The following is an 18041-nucleotide window of genomic DNA, read 5'->3' on the forward strand; positions in this document are numbered from 1 at the left end:
TCAAGCCTCGCCCCGCCCAACACTTGGCGCGCGCCCAAAACCCAAGACCCACGCCCCAAGACCCATTTCGAAATTCTCCTGACAGGTTTTGCCTGTTGGGCTCGTACATGCCTTTTGAAGCGGACTGTGTTGTCCGCGGGCCGAAATCTTTCAGCGTCAGGAGTCACCGACATGTTCGCCCACTGGACCGCCAAGCAGGCACGCGCTCAAAACCACCGCCGATCGAAGTCTCGCCGCCGCAAGGGCCAGCGGCACGCCGGACGCAAATCGCTGTTTCAGCTCTTGGAACAGCGCTCCCTGCTCTCTGCGGTGTTGTGGGTGGGCGGCAGCGGCAACTGGGACGACGGCACCCACTGGAGCGGCGGCCAAGTGCCCGGCAGCGGCGACAACGTGACGATCGACACCGGCGCCACGGCGGCCACCATCACCATCAAGTCGGGCGACGACATCCAGGTGGGCAGTCTCAACACCACCGCCAACGACACGCTGGCCATCACGGGCGGCTCGTTGGTGACCGCGGGAACGTCCACCCTCAGCGGGCCGCTCGACATGACCGGCGGCTCGCTCGAGGCCGACGCGAATCTGACGGCCAACGGCAGCACCACGGTTTCGCAGGCCAACCTGGACGCGGAGAATGGCGCGACCCTCAGCCTGCCCAAGCTGACGAGCACGATCACCAACGGCTCATTCACGGCCAACGGCACGGGCAGCGTGCTCGACGTCTCGGCGCTGACCAAGGTCACGCAGCAGGCCGGCTGGAACGTCAACGCCACCGCTGGTGGCGAGGTCAAGCTCTCCGGCCTGACCAGCCTGACCAGCACCCAGGGCATCAACATCAACGATAGCGGCAACAGCACGCTCCTGGACGGCAAGCTGACCAGCCTCAACGGCGTCGGCGTCACGCTGGACGGCACCGACCCGCACGTGGCCGACGCTTGGACCAAGTTCACCAGCGGCACGCTGACGGTATACGGAAACTCCGTAGGTACCGGCTACAGCCTGTCGGCCCTGACCGACGTCGATCAGTCGAACCTGGACGCCGAAAGCGGCGGCCAACTGGCGCTACCGAAAGTGACAAGCTATGTCTCCAACCAAACCTTCTTCCAGGCGAGCGGCACGAACCCGGGCACGTCCGCGCCGAGCCTGCTCGACGTGTCGGCCCTGACGGGCCTGACGCAGCAGAGCTACTGGGACGTCCATGCGTACTTCGGGGGCGAGGTCAGGCTGACGGGCCTGACCAGTCTGACCAAGACGCAAGGCATCTTCTTCACCGACACCTACGGCAGCACGCTTGACTTGAGCGGCCTGACCAGCCTAGCGGGCACGGCTGGCGGCGACATCACCGAATCTGGCGGCAGCACGCTCGTGGATCCGAAGCTGACCACCCTCAACGGCGTCAATGTCCAGCTCGACGGCACCGACGCGCAAGTGGCCGACTCTTGGACCACGCTGACTAACGGAAGCCTGGAGGTCGATACGGGTTCCTACAGCCTGCCCGCCCTGACCGACGTCGATCAGTCCAGTCTGGACGCCGAAAGCGGCGGCCAGCTCGCGCTGCCGAATCTGACGGGTTACGTGTCCAACGAAAATAACTTCCAGGCCAAGGGCACGAACACGGCTACGCTCCAGCCCAGCCTGCTCGACGTGTCGGCCCTGACCACGCTGACGGCGCAGCAGGGCAGTTGGGCCATCAACGCGCTCAACGGCGGCGAGGTCAAACTGTCGGGCATGGCCAGCCTGATGAACGGCCCCAACCAGGGCATCAGCCTCACCGACACCGGCGGCAGCACGCTCGTGGATCCGAAGCTGACCACCCTCAGCGGCGTCAGCGTCACGCTGGACGGCACCGACGCGCACGTGGCCGACGCTTGGACCAAGCTCACCAGCGGCAGTCTGGAGGTCGATGGAAATCCATCGAATTTCGGCTACAGCCTGTCCAGCCTGACCGACGTCGATCAGTCCAGTCTGTTCGCCGAGAGCGGCGGCCAGCTCGCACTGCCGAAGCTGACAAGTTACGTGTCCAACGGCTTCCTTCAAAACGGCACGTTCGAGGCCAATGGCATGAACACGGCTACGCTCCAGCCCAGCGTACTCGACGTGTCGGCCCTGACCACGCTGACGGCGCAGCCGGGCAGTTGGACCATCAACGCGCTCAACGGCGGCGAGGTCGAGCTGTCGGGCCTGACCAGCCTGTCGACCAGCACCCAGGACATCAACATAACCGACACCGGCGGCAGCACCGTCCTGGACGGCAAGCTCACCAGCCTCGACGGCGTCAATGTGACCACCGATGGCAGCGACACGCAGCTCGTCAACTCCTGGACCACGTTCACTAGCACCAGCGGTCACCCGGATCGCCTGACGGTCACGGGCGGTTCGCTCACCTTTCCGAAGCTGACCGACCTCGCCTCGTCGAGCCCCCTCGGCGGCACCGCGCTCGACTTTCCGGTGCTCGCGAAAGGCAGCCTGATCTTGGGCGACGGCACGAGCGCGACCATTCAAGGCACCCTCGTCGCTTTGCCGGCCTCGGGCGCCACCGGCGCCACCGTCAACGCGCCGGCCTCGCAGGGACTCAGCATCACGCTCGACAGCAGCGGCACCTTCAACGGCGGCACGACCGTCAATGTCGGCGCGGGAACCACGCTCGCGCTGGCGGGCGGAACGTACCTCGGCGGCGTCAACTTCAACTTCGGCGCCGCGGCGACCGCCGATCTCACCGGCGGGCAAACGACCACCTATGGCGGCACGCTCGCTGCCACCGGCGCCGGCACGGTCGTCATCAGCGGCGGCATATTCTATCCCGCAACGGGTGGCGGCGCAACCCTGAATTTTCCCGGCGGCATGTTCCAGTGGACCGGCGGCGGGATGGAGCTTTCCGTCGGCGATGTGACCAACCGCGGCACGATCAACCTCTCCGGCTCGAATGACACGCAAATCTTCGCCGACGGTACGCTCGACAACTACGGCAGCATCATCCAGACTGGCAGCGGCGACTTCAATCTGCACAGCGACAGCATCACGCCCACCACGCTCAAGATCGAACCAAGCGGGCAGTACCAGATGGAGTCGGATGCCGGCATCAACAACTTCTACGGCACCAACCTGATCGACAACGCCGGCACCATCGCCAAGAAGGCGGGAACCGGCACGTCGACGATCGGGGTGAATGGCCAAATCATCAACACCGGCACCATCGAGGCCGATTCGGGCACGCTCGATCTCGAACCTAGCTCGTTCGCCCAGATCGACGCCAACGGCAACCTGACCGGCGGCACCTGGAAGGCCCTCAACGGCGCCGCGCTCAACTTTCCCAGCGGCACCAGCATCACGACCAATGCGGCCACCATCGCCCTCGACGGCAGCGGCGCGGCCGTGACCGCAGTCTACCCCGGCGGGACGGGCTACTCCGCGCTGTCCGCCCTGGCCTCCAACAGCGGCACGCTGGCGCTCACCAACGGCGCCAGCCTGAACACGGCGGGCGATTTCGCCAACAGCGGCAGCCTGACACTCGGCGGCGCGCTGGCCGTCGGCGGAAACTTCACACAGACCTCCGCCGGCACGCTCGACGTGCAGATCGGCGGCAGCCCAACGAGCGGCAACTTCGGACAGGTCGCCGTCACCGGTTCGGCCACGTTGGCCGGCAATTTCAACGTCTCCCTGGTCAACAGCTTCACGCCCGTCGCCGGCCAGGATTACCCGGTGCTGAAGTACACCAGCGCCACCGGCTCGTTCGCCACCGTGACCGGCCTGCCTTCGCGCATGACCGTCAACCAGACCGCGACGGAGCTTGACGTCGACATGCCCTCGGCCGGCGCCGATCCGGGCCTGACCAGCGTCACCGCGCCGACGACGGCCTCCGACGGCCAGTCGATCACCGTCGACTGGCAGGTGAAAGACGAAAACGGCGCGGCCGCCAACGGAAATTGGCTCGACAGCGTGTATCTCTCCACCATGCCGACCATCACCGCCGGCTCCATCATGTTGGGAAGGGTCGAGCACACGGGCGGCCTGGCCGCAAACGGGTCCTACGACGGCAGCCTCAACGCCGCCGTGCCCGCCCTCGCGCCGGGCAACTATTACGTGCTCGTCGAGGCCGACAGCCATGACCAGGTGCCCGACCCCGACCGGAGCAACAACACGTTGGCCGCCACGACGGGCCAGCTCGCCGTCAGCGTGCCGGCACTGACGCTCGGCAAGTCCACCAGCGGTTCTTTCACCGCCGCCGACCAAGACCAGTATTATCAGGTGACCGCGCCGGCAGGCGGCGCGCTGGTCGTCACGCTGACGAGTGCGGCCAGCTCGGGCGCCACCGCGGTCTACGTCAGCCAGGGCATCGAGCCGACGCCCTATGGCTATCAACTCGCCGCCGTCGCCGACCAGCCGAACCAGACGCTTAACGTCCCGAACGCGGTGGGAGGCACGTACTATATTCTGGTCCACAGCGTCTCCGGCAATGCCGCCACAGCCGGCTACACCCTCACGGCCAGCCAGACCGCCGCGCTGAGCATCTCGTCCATCTCCTCGTATGCCGGCGGCGTCTTCGGCAGCGTGACCATCGAGATCGACGGCGCGAACTTCACGCCCAGCACCACGGCCAGTCTGACCCTGATTCCGTCGCCGGTCTCTCTCGGGCCGGCCACCATTCAGGCCTCGGCCGTCGACTTCGTAAGCCCCAGTCAACTCTTCGCCACGTTCTTGCTCGGAGACACCGGCAGCTATACACTCAGCGTCCAGCAAGGCGCTCAGTCGGCGAAGGCCCCCACCCCGTTCCAGGCCGTCGTTCCGACCACCTTCGCGCTCGGTGCCACACTCGTCACGCCGCAGTTCGTTCGCTCCGGCCGCACCGGCAGCATCGTGATCACTTACACGAACGACTCTGCCAACGACCTGATGGCCACGTTGCTGGACATCTCGTCGACCAACCCCAAGGTGCTGTTCAGCACGCCCGACGATCCGAACAACTTCGTGACCCAGGCCCAGGTGTTGGCCGTCGCGCCCAACGGGCCGGCGGGCATTTTGCGGCCCGGCCAGAGCGGCCAGCTTACGCTGCAACTGTTGTCCGACGACACGATCGATGGCGACGAGATGCCCGTGACGGTCAGCGAGGTCGCGCCCGCTCCGCCGCCGCACGTCTTCGGGGGGGCGACGATCAGCGAGGCGTCGACGGCCGCCCAGATCGATGAGAGCCAGACGATCGACTGGGCATCACAAGAGTCCGCGCTGCGGCCCGCCAGCATTCCGGCCGCGGCCTGGAGCGTGATCTACGGCAACCTGACCTCCGCGCTGGGCACGACTGTGGAATCGTACAACGCCGCACTGGCCCAAGCGGCGACCTACCTGGGCAACCTCGGCGACACGACCGCGCAGGTCAGCGACGTCAGCCGCCTCTGGTCGTTCCTCGTGGCGCAGGCCAACGCCTCCTTCCCGACGCCAACACTCGCGTCGGCCGTCGACGCCTCTTTGCCGACGCCCGGCGGCCTTTCGCTCGCCATCGGCCGCACTTTCAATTCGTCAATCGGCGGCCGCTCCACGCCCGGCATCTTCGGCCTGGGCTGGAGCACCTCCTGGCAGTCTTCGCTGAGCGTCGACGCCGCCGGCAACGTCACGATCGACTCCGGCGGCGCGGTCAGCTTTTTCGTCGCCCAGCCCAATGGCGACTATCTCGACACCGCCGGCGAATCTGGCACGCTCACCAGCTCCGGCGGCGTCTTTACGTTTACCTCGATTTCCGGCACGCAGGACGTCTTCCTGGCCAGCGGCCTGTTGAACTACGTGCAAGACACCAACGGCAACCGCATCACGCTCGGTTACAACTCCGGCAAGCAACTCGTGACGCTCACCTATTCCAACCCCGCCGACGCCAGCGAGCCGAACGAGACGCTTACGCTCTCGTATAACTCGCAGGGCCTCGTGTCGCAGGTCGCCGACGGCACGGGCGCAAAGTGGTCGTATGTCTATGACACGTCGGCCCATCTTCTCTCCGTCACCGCGCCGGGCAACCTGACGACCTCTTACGCGTACGACACCGGCACGAACGCCGAAACGGCCAACGCCCTGCTTTCCATCACCAACCCCGACGGCTCGCAAGACAACTTCACCTACGACCCCGCAACGGGCCGGCTCACCGGCACGAGCGCGAACGGGGGCGCCGACGCGATCGCCTATGCCTTCCTGGGCCAGGGCGAAGTCTCGGCCACGGACAGCGCCGGCAACCAGAGCATCGTCTGGTTCGACGACCAGGGCGCGGCCGCCCGCGTGCAAGGCCCCAACGGCGGCGTCTCCAACTCGCTTTTCGACGACAATGGCAATCTTGTCCGTTACACCAATGCCGCCGCAGCGAGCTACCAATACGCCTATAGCCAAAACGGCGATTTGACCCAGATCACCGATCCGCTCGGACAGACCCAGACGCGCACCTATGGGCCGCTCGGCACGCTGACCTCCTATTCCGACGCGTCCGGCAGCACGACCCAGATTTCGTCGGACTCAACGACCGGCAATGTCATGAGCATCACCTATGCCGACGGCACATCCCGGCAGTTCAGCTACGATCCGCTGGGCGACCTCAAGGAAACGGTTCTGCAAAACGGCGACGCCATCGGCTATGAACACAATAACCAGGGTCTGGTGAGCCAAATCACCTTCGCCGACAAGACGTACCAGGTGTTCGTTTACGACGCGCGTGGCAATCTGACCAAGGCCGAAACCTATGACGCGACCGGGACGCTCACGGGCACGACCACGCTCGTCTACGATACGAACAATCCCGACGAGCTCGTATCGATCAGCTACCCCAACGGCCTCTCGCTCTCGTTCACCTACAATCCCACGACGGGCCAGCGGATCCAAAGCAAGGACAACAACGGGTTCATCGTCAACTACCAATACGACGCTCAGGGCCGCCTCTCAAAACTGACCGACGGGACCGGAAAGCTGATCGTGCAATACACGTATAACGACCTGGGCCAACTCTCGGCGAAGAAAAACGGCAACGTCACCTCGACGGTCTACGGATACGATCCGGCGGGCAATCTGACCAGCATCGTCAACTATGCGCCCGACGGCAAGACGGTCAATTCCTCGTTCACCTACAGCTACAACCTGCTGGGCGAAGTCACCAAAATGGTCAGTGCGGCCGGCACGACCACCTACGGCTACGACGCCACCGGGCAATTGACCCAGGTGGGCCTGCCGGACGGCACGAGCATCTCCTACGCGTTTAATGCCGCCGGCGACCGCACGCAGGTCACTACCAACGGCACGGCCACTAACTACAAGAGCAACGCCGCCAACGAGATCACGCAGGTCGGCTCGGCCACGTATTTCTACGACAAAAACGGCAACCTCCATACCGTCTCCGACAGTAGCGGCACGACCACCTACAACTACAACGACCTGAACCAGCTCGTTTCGATCGCGGCGCCCGACGGCACGGTCACCAATTTCCAATACAGCCCGCTGGGCTTCATGATGGGCAGCTCGACCACGCCGGCCGGAGGCAGTGCCAGCCAGACCAACTACCTGGTCGATCCGACCGGCCTGGGCAACGTGGTCGGGGCCTATACCGGCTCAGGCTCAGTGATCGCCGACTACACTTACGGCCTGGGACTGGTCAGTCAGACCGGACTCAGCGGCACGGGCTACTACGACTTCGATCTCACCGGCAATACCGTGGGCATCACGGGGGCCAGCGGCTCGTACGTCAACCAATACAGCTACCGGCCGTTCGGCGAGACGACCACGGTTGGCACCCCGCAACTGCCCAATGCGTTCACCTTCGCCGGGCAGAGCGGCGTGATGCAGATCGGCGATAACCTCTTCGACATGCGGGCCCGCGACTACACCCCGGCGACCGGGCAGTTCCTTTCCAACGACCCGACCGGCCTGGCGGGAGGCGACACCAATCTCAGGCGCTACGTTGCAAATGATCCCGTCGACGGCAACGATCCCAGCGGTCTGGTTCCGGTCCGTTTTGCGGCGCCCTCGTTGGCGGACGCGCTCGCCGGGGCGTCGGCCGCTGAGATGGCCGGGGCGTACTCTGCGGCAGTTTACCAGGCGGCTTACGCCAGCGCGATAGCCCAAGGCGGCTGGTGGGCGGCAAACGCCCAAAGCTACGCGACCGCGCAGGCGCAAGATGCCTTGCTTTTCGCCCAAGGCCCGACGGCAAATGCAAGCTATATCCGGCAGTTTATCCTGGCCCACAGCCAGCCGGCGGCCTCCGCCGGTGGGGCGGGTCTCGAGGTTCCCATTTCGCGCGACACCAAGGTAGCCTTTGCAAGCCCGGTCGGCGTCGCCGGGGCGGGCCTGGTGGTTCCCATTTTGCCCGGCACCAAGGTAGCGTTTGCAATCCCGGTCGTCGTCATCTCCACCGACCCCAACGCCCTCATCGGCCCTGGCGGCTTCGGCCCACAGAACTTCATCCAGCCCAACGGCACCTGGTCCTACACGGTCGATTTCGAAAACGACGGCAGCGTCGCCGCACAGGACGTCACGGTCAGCGAGCAGCTCGACGCGAACCTCGATTGGTCGACGTTCCAACTCGGCTCGGTCGGCTTCGGCGCGGTCAACGTCAACGTGCCCGCGGGCCTCACGCAATATCAGACCACCGTCGCTTACCAGAATGTCGACGGCTCGTCGCTGAACGTGCAAGTCGCGCTCGACTTCAACGTGCAAACCGGCAAGTTGACCGCCACCTTCACCTCGCTCGACCCGCTCACCGGCCAGCCGCCGACAGGCGTTACCGACGGCTTCCTGCCGCCCGACGACAAGAACCACATCGGCGAAGGTTATGTCCAATACAGCGTCCGGCCGAAAGCCAACCTGGCCACCGGCGCCGTCGTCAACGAAGCGGCGACGGTCGTCTTCGACACCAACGCGCCGATCAACACCAACACCGCCAGCAACACCATCGACGCCGACCCGCCCACCAGCAGCGTGGCCGCACTGCCCGGTACGGAGACCGCGACGAGCTTCACGGTGAGCTGGTCCGGCACAGACGACAGTGGCGGGTCGGGCATCGCCAGCTACAATGTGTTCGTCAGCGACAACGGTGGACCCTTCACGGCCTTCCAAACGGACACCACGAAAACCTCGGCCACTTTCACCGGCGTCAATGGCCACACCTACGCTTTTTATAGCGTGTCCACCGACAACGTGGGCAACGTGCAGACGACTCCGACCGCGGCCCAAACTACCACGAAGGTTTCGGTGGGCGCGGTGTTGCCTACCAGCAGCGTGGCGGCCCTGCCGGCCACGGAGACCTCGACCAGCTTCACCGTGAGCTGGTCGGGCAGCGACACTGGCGGGCCGGGAATCGCCGGGTATGACGTTTACGTCGCCGACAACGGCGGCGCCTTCACCGCCTTCAAGACCGACACCACGGCCACCTCGGCCACGTTCACCGGCGTCAGTGGCCACACCTACGGCTTTTATAGCGTGGCCATCGACACCGCCGGCAATCGGCAGACGACGCCGACCGCGGCCCAGGCCACGACGAAGGTTTCGGTGGGCGCGGTGCTGCCCACCAGCAGCGTGGCGGCCCTGCCGGCCACGGAGACTTCGACCAGCTTCACCGTGAGCTGGTCGGGCAGCGACGTCGGCGGGCCGGGAATCGCCGCGTACGACATTTACGTCGCCGACGACGCCCAGGAGTTAACCGCGTTCAAGACCGACACCACGGCCACCTCGTTCACGTTCACCGGCGTCAATGGTCACACCTACGGCTTTGCCAGCGTGGCCATCGACACCGCCGGCAATCGACAGCCGACCCCGTTTCTGCCCCAGGCCACGACGTTCGTTTCCGTGGGCGCGGTGCTGCCCACCAGCAGCGTGGCGGCCCTGCCAGCCACGGAGACCTCGACCAGCTTCACCGTAAGTTGGTCGGGCAGCGACGTCGGCGGCCCGGGGATCGCCGGGTATGACGTCTTCGTCGCCGATAACGGCGGCGCCTTCACCGCCTTTAAGACGGACACCACGGCCACCTCGGCCACGTTCAGCGGCGTCAACGGCCACACCTACGGCTTCTACAGCGTGGCCATCGACAGCGCCGGCAATCGGCAGACGACCCCGACCGCGGCCCAGGCCACGACGACCGTGTCCACCGCCACCTTCTCTGTGACCGACCACACCTACACGATCGGTTCGGGCACCGTGACGGTTTCGGCCGCCAACGGGCTGCTCACGGGCGACACCGGCCCGAGCCAGCTCACCGTGACCGCCGGCACGGTGACTGGCGCCCAGGGCGGCACCTTCGCGTTCCACGCCGACGGGTCTTTCACGTATACGCCGGGCGCGAGCTTCCCCGGCTATGACAACGCCCAGGTTACGGTGACCGACACGTCCGGCGACAAGGGCACGGCCACGGTGAATGTGCTCTCGCAACACGCCGGCGTGGTCTGGAAGTTTTACGAATCGGCGCTCAATCGCGTGCCCGACGCGGCCGGCCTGCAATACTGGACCAACTATTTCAACAGCGGCGGCAACACCGGCGACATGGCGTTTGGCTTCTTCGAGAGCGACGAGCTGCTGGACAAGGTGCTCGGCAACTACTACGAGCAGTATCTCTTGCGGCCGCTCGATTCCGGCGGGCTGGCCTACTGGAAGGGCATCTGGCACGCCACCGGCGGCCCGGAGCAGATCAAGGCCGGCTTTGCCGACAGCCCCGAATTCTTCAACTCGGCCGGCGCCACGCCCGACGCCTGGATCGACGCGCTTTATCAGCGGATTTTGAACCGCACGCCGGATCCCAACGGCAAGACGTTCTGGCTGAATTACTACCAGCAGCAGACGGCGGCGGGCGTCGACGCCGGCACGGTGCGCTACAACATCGCGCTGGGCTTTTTCGACAGCCCGGAGGCTTATGGCAACGACGTGACCGGCTGGTTCCAGGAGTATCTGTTCCGCGCGCCCACCGATGCCGAGAAGTCGCAGTACGCCAACCAGATGGAGGCCGGCGCGACCGACCGCACGATTGAGCAGGCCATCACGAACCTGCCGGAGTATGCGAACAATCCGGCGCAACCGGGGGCTGGCACGGCGACGACGTTGCCCGACTACTACCAGACGTCTCCTGCGTCGAGTCAATCAGAGGCCGTGGTCGCGGCTAAAGACGCCTTGTTTTCGCGACTTTAGGTCCCGACCCCGAGGGGTTTGTACTCGAAAGCCCAGGGTACACGCAGCGGAACCCTGGGTTACTGGCGGGAAGAGAATTGTGATCGCCAACGGGGCGTCATTCCGCGGGGGCCGCGCCCGATGGTTGCCTCTCCCACGATTCGGTGCGCAGGATGGGGGAATGACGCCCTTACAGGGCTACGACGATTTGTGTCTTCCCGATACCCAGGGTTCCACCCTGGGCTATCGAATGACAAAACTCGCAGGGCTTTTCCGCCAGGTGGCCGCCGACCCGCACGGTGCGGGCCTGGGCACGCGAAACTATCGCGACATTGAACGCGCGGTCGACGACATGAGCGATAAACTCCATTCCGAGATTGCCCGGTTCAAGCCGAAGGACTACATCGTTTGGCATCGAACTCGACGCCGCCCCCGAGCTGCTGGACGCGACCGATCGCGGCTTGCTGGTCGGCGCCGGCCGCGACGCTCGTTGCTTCGCCCGGCCCGCACCAGGATAGTCCGTGGTACGACGGATAGCAAGTTTGGGGTAGACTTGCGAAACAATCAGTCGGCCGGAGATACTCAAGATCGCGAGTGCGGTCTCTTGAGGGAGAATCCTTGTGAAAACATGCCCCGCCTGTCACCGGCCGGTTCCGGATACGGCAACAATATGTCCGCATCAAGGCTGCGGCCATGCTTTTCCGGTGGCGCACACCGGCATCAAGCGTCCGCCGCCTCCGCCCACTCGTGTAAAGATCACGAGCAACGATGCGCATCCGGCGACGCCGCCGCCGGCTGCTTCGCAAGCGGCGGTCGGTCGGACGAGCTCGCGATGGACGATGGTCGTTTGGCTTGCCGGCATCCTCATTGGATCGGCGCTGGTGGGCGTGGGCTTGCTCGCCTACTTTCCGTTGCCTCATGAAGCAACGGAAGTGGCGTCGATCAACGCGACCGCACAGCCTCCTCGGCAGAAACGTCCATCGGCCGCGAGCAAGGCTCCGCCCGTACCATTACCCGGCGACCACACCAAGTCTCGTGACAAGTCCGCCACCGCAACCGACAAAAAAGTCGCCGGCGAGGCCGCTTCACAAGCGGCGCCGCCGGCCGCCAAGCCCGACGAACCGCTGGGGATCGTCGACAATCCGCCCAAAAAAATGCGCCCAGACGACCCCAAGGGCATCGTCGCCGACGAACCTACGGGACTGCTGGCCGACGCGCCACGTAAGCCCGAGCCGCTCGGTATTCCGAAGGAGCCGAAGCTGGGCGTCGTCGCCGACACGCCCAAGGGACTCTACGAGGAACGGACGAAACCCAAAACACCCGAATGGCTCGGCGAGCGCGGCGGAACGATCGAGTCGCAGAAGGCGGTCGAAGACGGCCTGAACTGGCTGGCCCGCCACCAAGGCGCCGACGGACACTGGGGCGCCGATTGCCTGGGCACCGATCCCAACTCGCGCTGCGATCAGAAAGCTCCTTGCCAGGGGACCGGCCAGGCCTACGAAATCGCCCAAACCGGCCTGGCGCTGCTTGCGTTTCAGGCTGCCGGCCACTATTACTTCAATGGCCAAAAATACTCCGGCCAGGTGGCGAAAGGCCTGGATTATTTCGTCCAGGAGCAGGCACCCGATGGTTCGATCGTCGGTTCGCAAAACCCCTCCGCGGAACAAATCAAGGCCGGCGCCAAGTTCCAGCAATACTTCATGTACGAGCACGCCCTGGGAACGTTCGCCTTGTGCGAGGCCTGCGCCGTGGCGATCGCCGAAGGAAAGAAGCCCGACCCACGATATCTGAAGGCCGCCGAACGCGCGGTGTACTTCATCCAACGCCTGCAACACGACGACGGCGGCTGGCGCTATACGACGAACGCTCGCGACCCGAGCGATTGCTCGGTTTCGGGCTGGGTGATGCTCGCTCTGAAAACGGCCCGCGAGGCAAAGCTCAGCGTTTCGCCGCAAACCGTTTCCAGGATGATGGACTTCTTTGCCGCGCATTACGCAAACGGTCGGACCTACTACCAACCCCCGAACCCGGGCACCGACGCCATGACGGGCGTAGGCATGATGGCGGTCGAGTTCTTTCAGCACACGGTCGACGCGCCGATCGTGCAAGGCGGCGCCGACTATCTGGCCGATCAGGCCGACGGGCACGGCCTGTTTTTCCTCCCCAATTACTATCTCTGGTACAATTGCACGATGGCCATGTTTCAGGTCGGCGGCGGGCCGTGGAAGCGATGGAACAGCCCTGTGCGCGACCGCGTGACCGGCTTGCAGGCGCAAGGCGAAGGGTGCGAACGTGGAAGCTGGCCTCCCAACGATCAGTGGGGCGGTCAGGGCGGCCGCATCTATTCCACCGCGCTGGCGGTGCTGACGCTGGAGGTCTACTACCGCTTTCAGCGCGTCGCCGGCCAGCAAGAAAATGATAAGTTCTTCAAGAAATAATGTAGAGATTTCGAGCGGAAACTCGATCAGAACCAGATTCCATGCAGCAACACCAGAAAGCTTTTTGGGCCGCCGTCAAACGAGCGGCTGCCGCGCGCGACGAACGCGCAACCTTGCCGAAGGCCAGCCCGGTATTGTCGCCCTGGGCCTTTTGGCTGTTGGTGGCCCTGGTGCAGCAACGAAGGCGGCAGCGGTGGGTGGCCGACGTTGTCAGGAACCATCTGCAAGGCGACCCGGAAGCACTCGCCACGGCCGGCGCGCTCGGCCAACCGGAAGAGATCAGCCAGCAAGGCATCGTGCCGGGCATGCCGGAATGGGAATATCGCTTTCACGGCCGAGGCTGCGAGTTGACGCACCGAATTACCGGCGAGTCGATCGACGTCGATTTCTATGACGATGAGGGCGAATGGTTCGACGGCTGGTTCTATTGCCGCTATTTGAAGAAGGCCCGCCAGTTGACCCCGCCAGAGCAACGGCTGATCGAGCTTCACCCGTCGATCGACACCATCATGGTCAGCCTCGCCGAATTGAAGCTCACGCGATTTGCGACAGGCATCAAGGAGAACCGGGCAGTCTTTAAGTTGGCCGACGACGTGGTGGCCAACACGGCTCTGGTGGAAGCGTTCTGCGATGCGTGGAGCGGCGGCAAAAACCGCTTCTCCGCGGCCGTCGAGGTCGGCGATTGGCTGGCCGCAAGCGATCGCCTGCCCGAGGGCATCGACGAAACAACGGCCCGTCTGCTGCAAGCGGCCGCCGACGAGTGCCGCCGCGCGAGGGCCCAGATCGTGCTGCGGCAACTCGAAGAGGGCCGAGGCGATCGTACGGCCATGTTCGCCTTGGCCGAAGTTGGGCCGCCCGAACTGGATGCCGTCATCGAGAAGGTGCTTCAAGGCCAGCCGAGCAGCATGATGGTCGGAGCTCTCGACGTGATCGCGCGGCGCGGCGGTCCGGCCTGGTGCGATCGTGTTTTTGCCTTATTCGAGCGACTCGATCCCAACGCCGACATTCCCCAGCCGGCCGCCTGGATGCGCTGCGCGGTGTTCCTGATCAGGCAGGCTTACCGCGTGCCCGAAGTGCTGACGGCACTCTCGCGGGCCCGCAGCCATGAAGCGGCCGACGCGGCCCTGTTGCTGTTGGAGCATGCTCCGGAACTGAGCCGGCCGCAGTTTCGCGCGGCGCTGAGATCGAGCGTTCCTTTCGACCGGGCCAGGGCCGCGGCGATTCTCGCCATTCTGGACGAGGAGTGGGGGCGCCGCGAAATGATCGAGGCCCTGTGGGCGTCGGAAGACCAGCGAATGACTTCCGATTGCCGCGCGGCGCTTTGTTGCAGCCGCTCACCGGAGGCGCATCGAGCGGCGGAAGAGTGGGAAGAACGGTTTCCGCACGTGCCTGAGAGTGGGCCGTTTTACTCGGCGGCCGATGTGGCTTTGCGCAACTCTGATTCGTTTCTGCAATATGAGATGAGTCAGTTGCACGATCGGGTGCTGCCGTTGCGGGGCCGCGTGAAATAAGGGTTGATCCACCGTTTTTTAGCGAGACGATTGCGATGAGACGTTTGACGGTTACGGCGGCTGCATGGACCATCACCGCCATTTGTCTTTGCGGTTTGTCATTGGCCGATGACAGCAGCGAGGCGGCCAAGGCTCGCGCTGAGGCCGATGAGTCCAAGCCGGCCCCGCCAAAGCCGCGTCAACCAGCGAAGATTACGTTTGCGATTCACGCCCATGACGGCGTGATCCAGACGATGGGGTGGTCGCCGCTGAAAGCGGAGTTCGAAAAGCGCGGCTTTTCGTGCCGGATTATTCGCTCGCCGAAAACCGAGACGAAAACACCGAATCAGGACCGGGCGAGAATTATGGTCGAGGCGCTGAAGAATGTCGAAGGCGATATCGTCCTCGTCGGCATCTCCAACGAAGGATTGTTCATGCCGCTGGTGGCAGCCGAGCGTCCGATACGGCGGATCGTGATGATCAACGCCGTCGTTCCGACGCCGGGCAAGTCGTTCAAAGAGGTGTTCGATTTCGAAGACGTGTTCGCGTCGAAGATTGCGGTTCGGCTCGCCGAGCGCGCCCCTGGCATGTCGGAGGTTTGCCCGCTCAAGGAATTGCCGGCGGTCGAATATGTCTACGTCTGCGGCGAAAAGGACGACGCGATACGGCCGGAATGGGAGCAGCGGACGGCGCGCGAGTATCTGCATGTCGAACCGGTCGTCGTCAAATTCGCGGGCCACGCGAATATCATTTGGTTGTGCGCGAAAGAGGTCGCAGACGCCGCGACGAAAGGACTCTGACGGGGCTCGGAACCGTTTGCCGCCACATTGTGGTGGCGTCGTCCGTTCTCGTGCCACCATGCCTCGGCGTCGTCCCGCGACGGCCGCCTCGCCGTGTGGGGTTGGGGGTCGAATCCGTTGCGTTTTTTTGTGGCTTTGGCTGCCCCTCGCGCTATCGTGAGTGAGATGCCGAGACTGATGCTACCCCCCAGGATGTCCACCTGCGGCCCTCCTTGCTCCACGTTCCGAAAGGTCGCAGCCATGCCCACATGCCAGTCCCACCCTACGACGATGGCTGCGTCCGTGAGACGTCGGTCACCAGCAACAGATCGACAATCAGACGATGAGCATCGCGTCTCCGTAGCTATAGAACCGGTACTTTTCGCGGACCGCCTCGTCATAGGCCCGCATGATCAGCTCGGCGCCGCCGAAAGTGCGCACCAGCACCAACAGCGAGGTGCGCGGCAAATGAAAGTTCGTCATCAGGGCGTCGACGATCTGGAATTCGTAGGGCGGACGAATGAAGAGCTCCGTGCGGCCCGCCCAGGGTTTCAGCGCGCCGGAAGCGGCGGCCGTCTCCAGAATGCGGACGGATGTGGTTCCCACCGTGACGACCCGTCCGCCGAGCGACCGGCAATGCTCGATCCGCTCGACGGCCGCCGCCGCGATCTCTCCGCGTTCGCTGTGCATGTGGTGCTCGGCGAGAGTGGCGGCGGTGATCGGCCGAAACGTGTCGAGGCCGACGTGCAGCGTCACGCGGACCGGCGTAACTCCCGTGTCGATCAGCCGGCCCAGCAGCTCGTCGGTGAAGTGCAGGCCGGCGGTGGGCGCGGCGGCCGAACCGGGATGCCGGGCATAGACCGTCTGATACCGCCGCCGGTCGTCTTCGACCATCTCGCCGCCGCGAATGTAATGCGGCAGCGGCACGCGGCCCACGCGGTCGAGCAACGCAAACGTCTCGTCGTTCGATTCGATCCGGGCGAGCCAGACGCCGCCAGGCTGCTTTTCGATCAATCGGAGTTGAAGGTCGTCGACGCCGCGGCGGTTGATGAGCGTCACGGTTTCGCCGGGCATCAGCTTGCCGCGCGTCTTGCACAACAGCCGCCACTGGCCCGGCTCATCGACGGAAAGAAAAAGGCCCTCCCAGTGGCCGCCGGTGAGCGTCCGCTTGCCCAGCAAACGGGCCGGCACTACGCGGCTGTCGTTGATCACCAGGCAGTCGTTCGCTCGCAACAACTCCGGCAGGTCGCGCACGTGGCGGTGCTGGATCGAGCCGTCGGCACGGTCGATGACCATCAGCCGCGCGTCGCTGCGGCGGCCCAACGGTTGCTGGGCGATCAGCGGGCGAGGAAGATCGTAATCGTAGTGAGACAGCTCCGAGCTCATGAGCCCGCTCGAAAACGCAGCCCTGTGAATTCGCGCACGCGGTTGGCGATGGCAGGCTCGACGGGCAAGCGCTCCATGCTGCTCGCCCCATAGAAACCGACGACGCCTTCCGTTCGGTCGAGCACGTATTGGGCATCGGCCGGTTCGGCGATCGGCCCCCCGTGGCACAGCACCAGGATGTCGCGACGGACGCGCACCGCCGCGTCGCGCATGTCTTGCACACGGCCCACGGCGTCGTCGAGCGTCACGGCGGTCGAGGCCCCGATGCTTCCCTTGGTGGTCAGGCCCATGTGAGGAATGAGAATATCGGCCCCGGCTTCGGCCATCGCGCGGGCCTCGTCGGCATGGAAGCAATACGGGGTGGTGAGCAGGTTCATCTCGCGGGCCAGGCGGACCATATCAACTTCCAGGCCGAAGCCCATGCCGGTTTCTTCCAGGCCGGTGCGGAAGGTGCCGTCGTAAAGGCCGACGGTGGGAAAGTTTTGCACGCCCGAAAAACCCGCCGCGGCCACGTCGCGCAAGAAGAGCTGCATCAGGCGAAAGGGATCGGTGCCGCAGACTCCGGCCAGCACGGGCGTGTGCTTGACGACCGGCAGCACCTCGCGGGCCATGTCCATGACGATGGCGTTGGCGTCACCGTAGGGCATCATGCCGGCCAGCGAGCCGCGGCCGGCCATGCGAAAGCGTCCGGAGTTGTAAATCACCAGCAGGTCGATGCCGCCGGCCTCCGACATTTTGGCACTGATGCCGGTGCCCGCTCCGCCGCCGACGATCGGTTTGCCGGCGGCGACCTTGGCCCGCAGCCGCGTGAGGATTTGGTCGCGAGGGAATTGAGACAT

6 protein-coding genes are annotated in these 18041 nt (G+C 64.8%); 4 read left to right on the forward strand and 2 right to left on the reverse strand.

Annotated features, from left to right (window positions below):
• Positions 1-171 precede the first annotated feature (171 nt).
• The 4 genes from VNH11_28350 to VNH11_28365 all read left to right on the forward strand — a co-directional run bounded on the left by VNH11_28350 (position 172) and on the right by VNH11_28365 (position 15837).
• A complete protein-coding gene (locus VNH11_28350; GenBank protein HVA50299.1) occupies positions 172-11130 on the forward strand; it encodes a DUF4214 domain-containing protein in 10959 nt (3652 codons plus the stop codon).
• A gap of 599 nt (positions 11131-11729) precedes the next feature.
• Positions 11730-13547 (forward strand): hypothetical protein, encoded by a 1818-nt coding sequence (locus VNH11_28355; protein HVA50300.1) that lies wholly within the window; start codon positions 11730-11732, stop codon positions 13545-13547.
• Between the two features lie 41 nt (positions 13548-13588).
• Positions 13589-15058 carry a hypothetical protein gene (locus tag VNH11_28360; protein HVA50301.1) on the forward strand — a complete coding sequence of 490 codons (1470 nt, stop codon included), beginning with the start codon at positions 13589-13591 and terminating at the stop codon, positions 15056-15058.
• Between the two features lie 35 nt (positions 15059-15093).
• Positions 15094-15837, forward strand: a complete 744-nt coding sequence (locus VNH11_28365; protein ID HVA50302.1) for a hypothetical protein — start codon at positions 15094-15096, stop codon at positions 15835-15837.
• 315 nt (positions 15838-16152) lie between these two features.
• On the opposite strand, the gene queA is transcribed toward VNH11_28365, so the two are convergent.
• Both queA and VNH11_28375 read right to left on the reverse strand, forming a co-directional pair.
• Positions 16153-17202, reverse strand: coding sequence for a tRNA preQ1(34) S-adenosylmethionine ribosyltransferase-isomerase QueA (gene queA, locus VNH11_28370; GenBank protein ID HVA50303.1), 1050 nt, complete (start codon positions 17200-17202; stop codon positions 16153-16155).
• Complete coding sequence (locus VNH11_28375) at positions 17199-18041, reverse strand: phosphoenolpyruvate hydrolase family protein (GenBank protein ID HVA50304.1); 843 nt, start codon at positions 18039-18041, stop codon at positions 17199-17201. Before VNH11_28375 ends, queA begins: the two co-directional genes overlap by 4 nt.

The organism is Pirellulales bacterium (assembly GCA_035533075.1).
Taxonomy (GTDB): Bacteria; Planctomycetota; Planctomycetia; order Pirellulales; family JAICIG01; genus DASSFG01.

Bases quoted from the DNA above. Each gene is read 5' to 3' on its own strand.
- VNH11_28365 (HVA50302.1), top strand. From the start codon at position 15,094: ATGAGACGTTTGACGGTTACGGCGGCTGCATGGACCATCACCGCCATT.
- queA (HVA50303.1), bottom strand. From the start codon at position 17,202: ATGAGCTCGGAGCTGTCTCACTACGATTACGATCTTCCTCGCCCGCTG.
- VNH11_28360 (HVA50301.1), top strand. From the start codon at position 13,589: ATGCAGCAACACCAGAAAGCTTTTTGGGCCGCCGTCAAACGAGCGGCT.
- VNH11_28375 (HVA50304.1), bottom strand. From the start codon at position 18,041: ATGTCTCAATTCCCTCGCGACCAAATCCTCACGCGGCTGCGGGCCAAG.
- VNH11_28350 (HVA50299.1), top strand. From the start codon at position 172: ATGTTCGCCCACTGGACCGCCAAGCAGGCACGCGCTCAAAACCACCGC.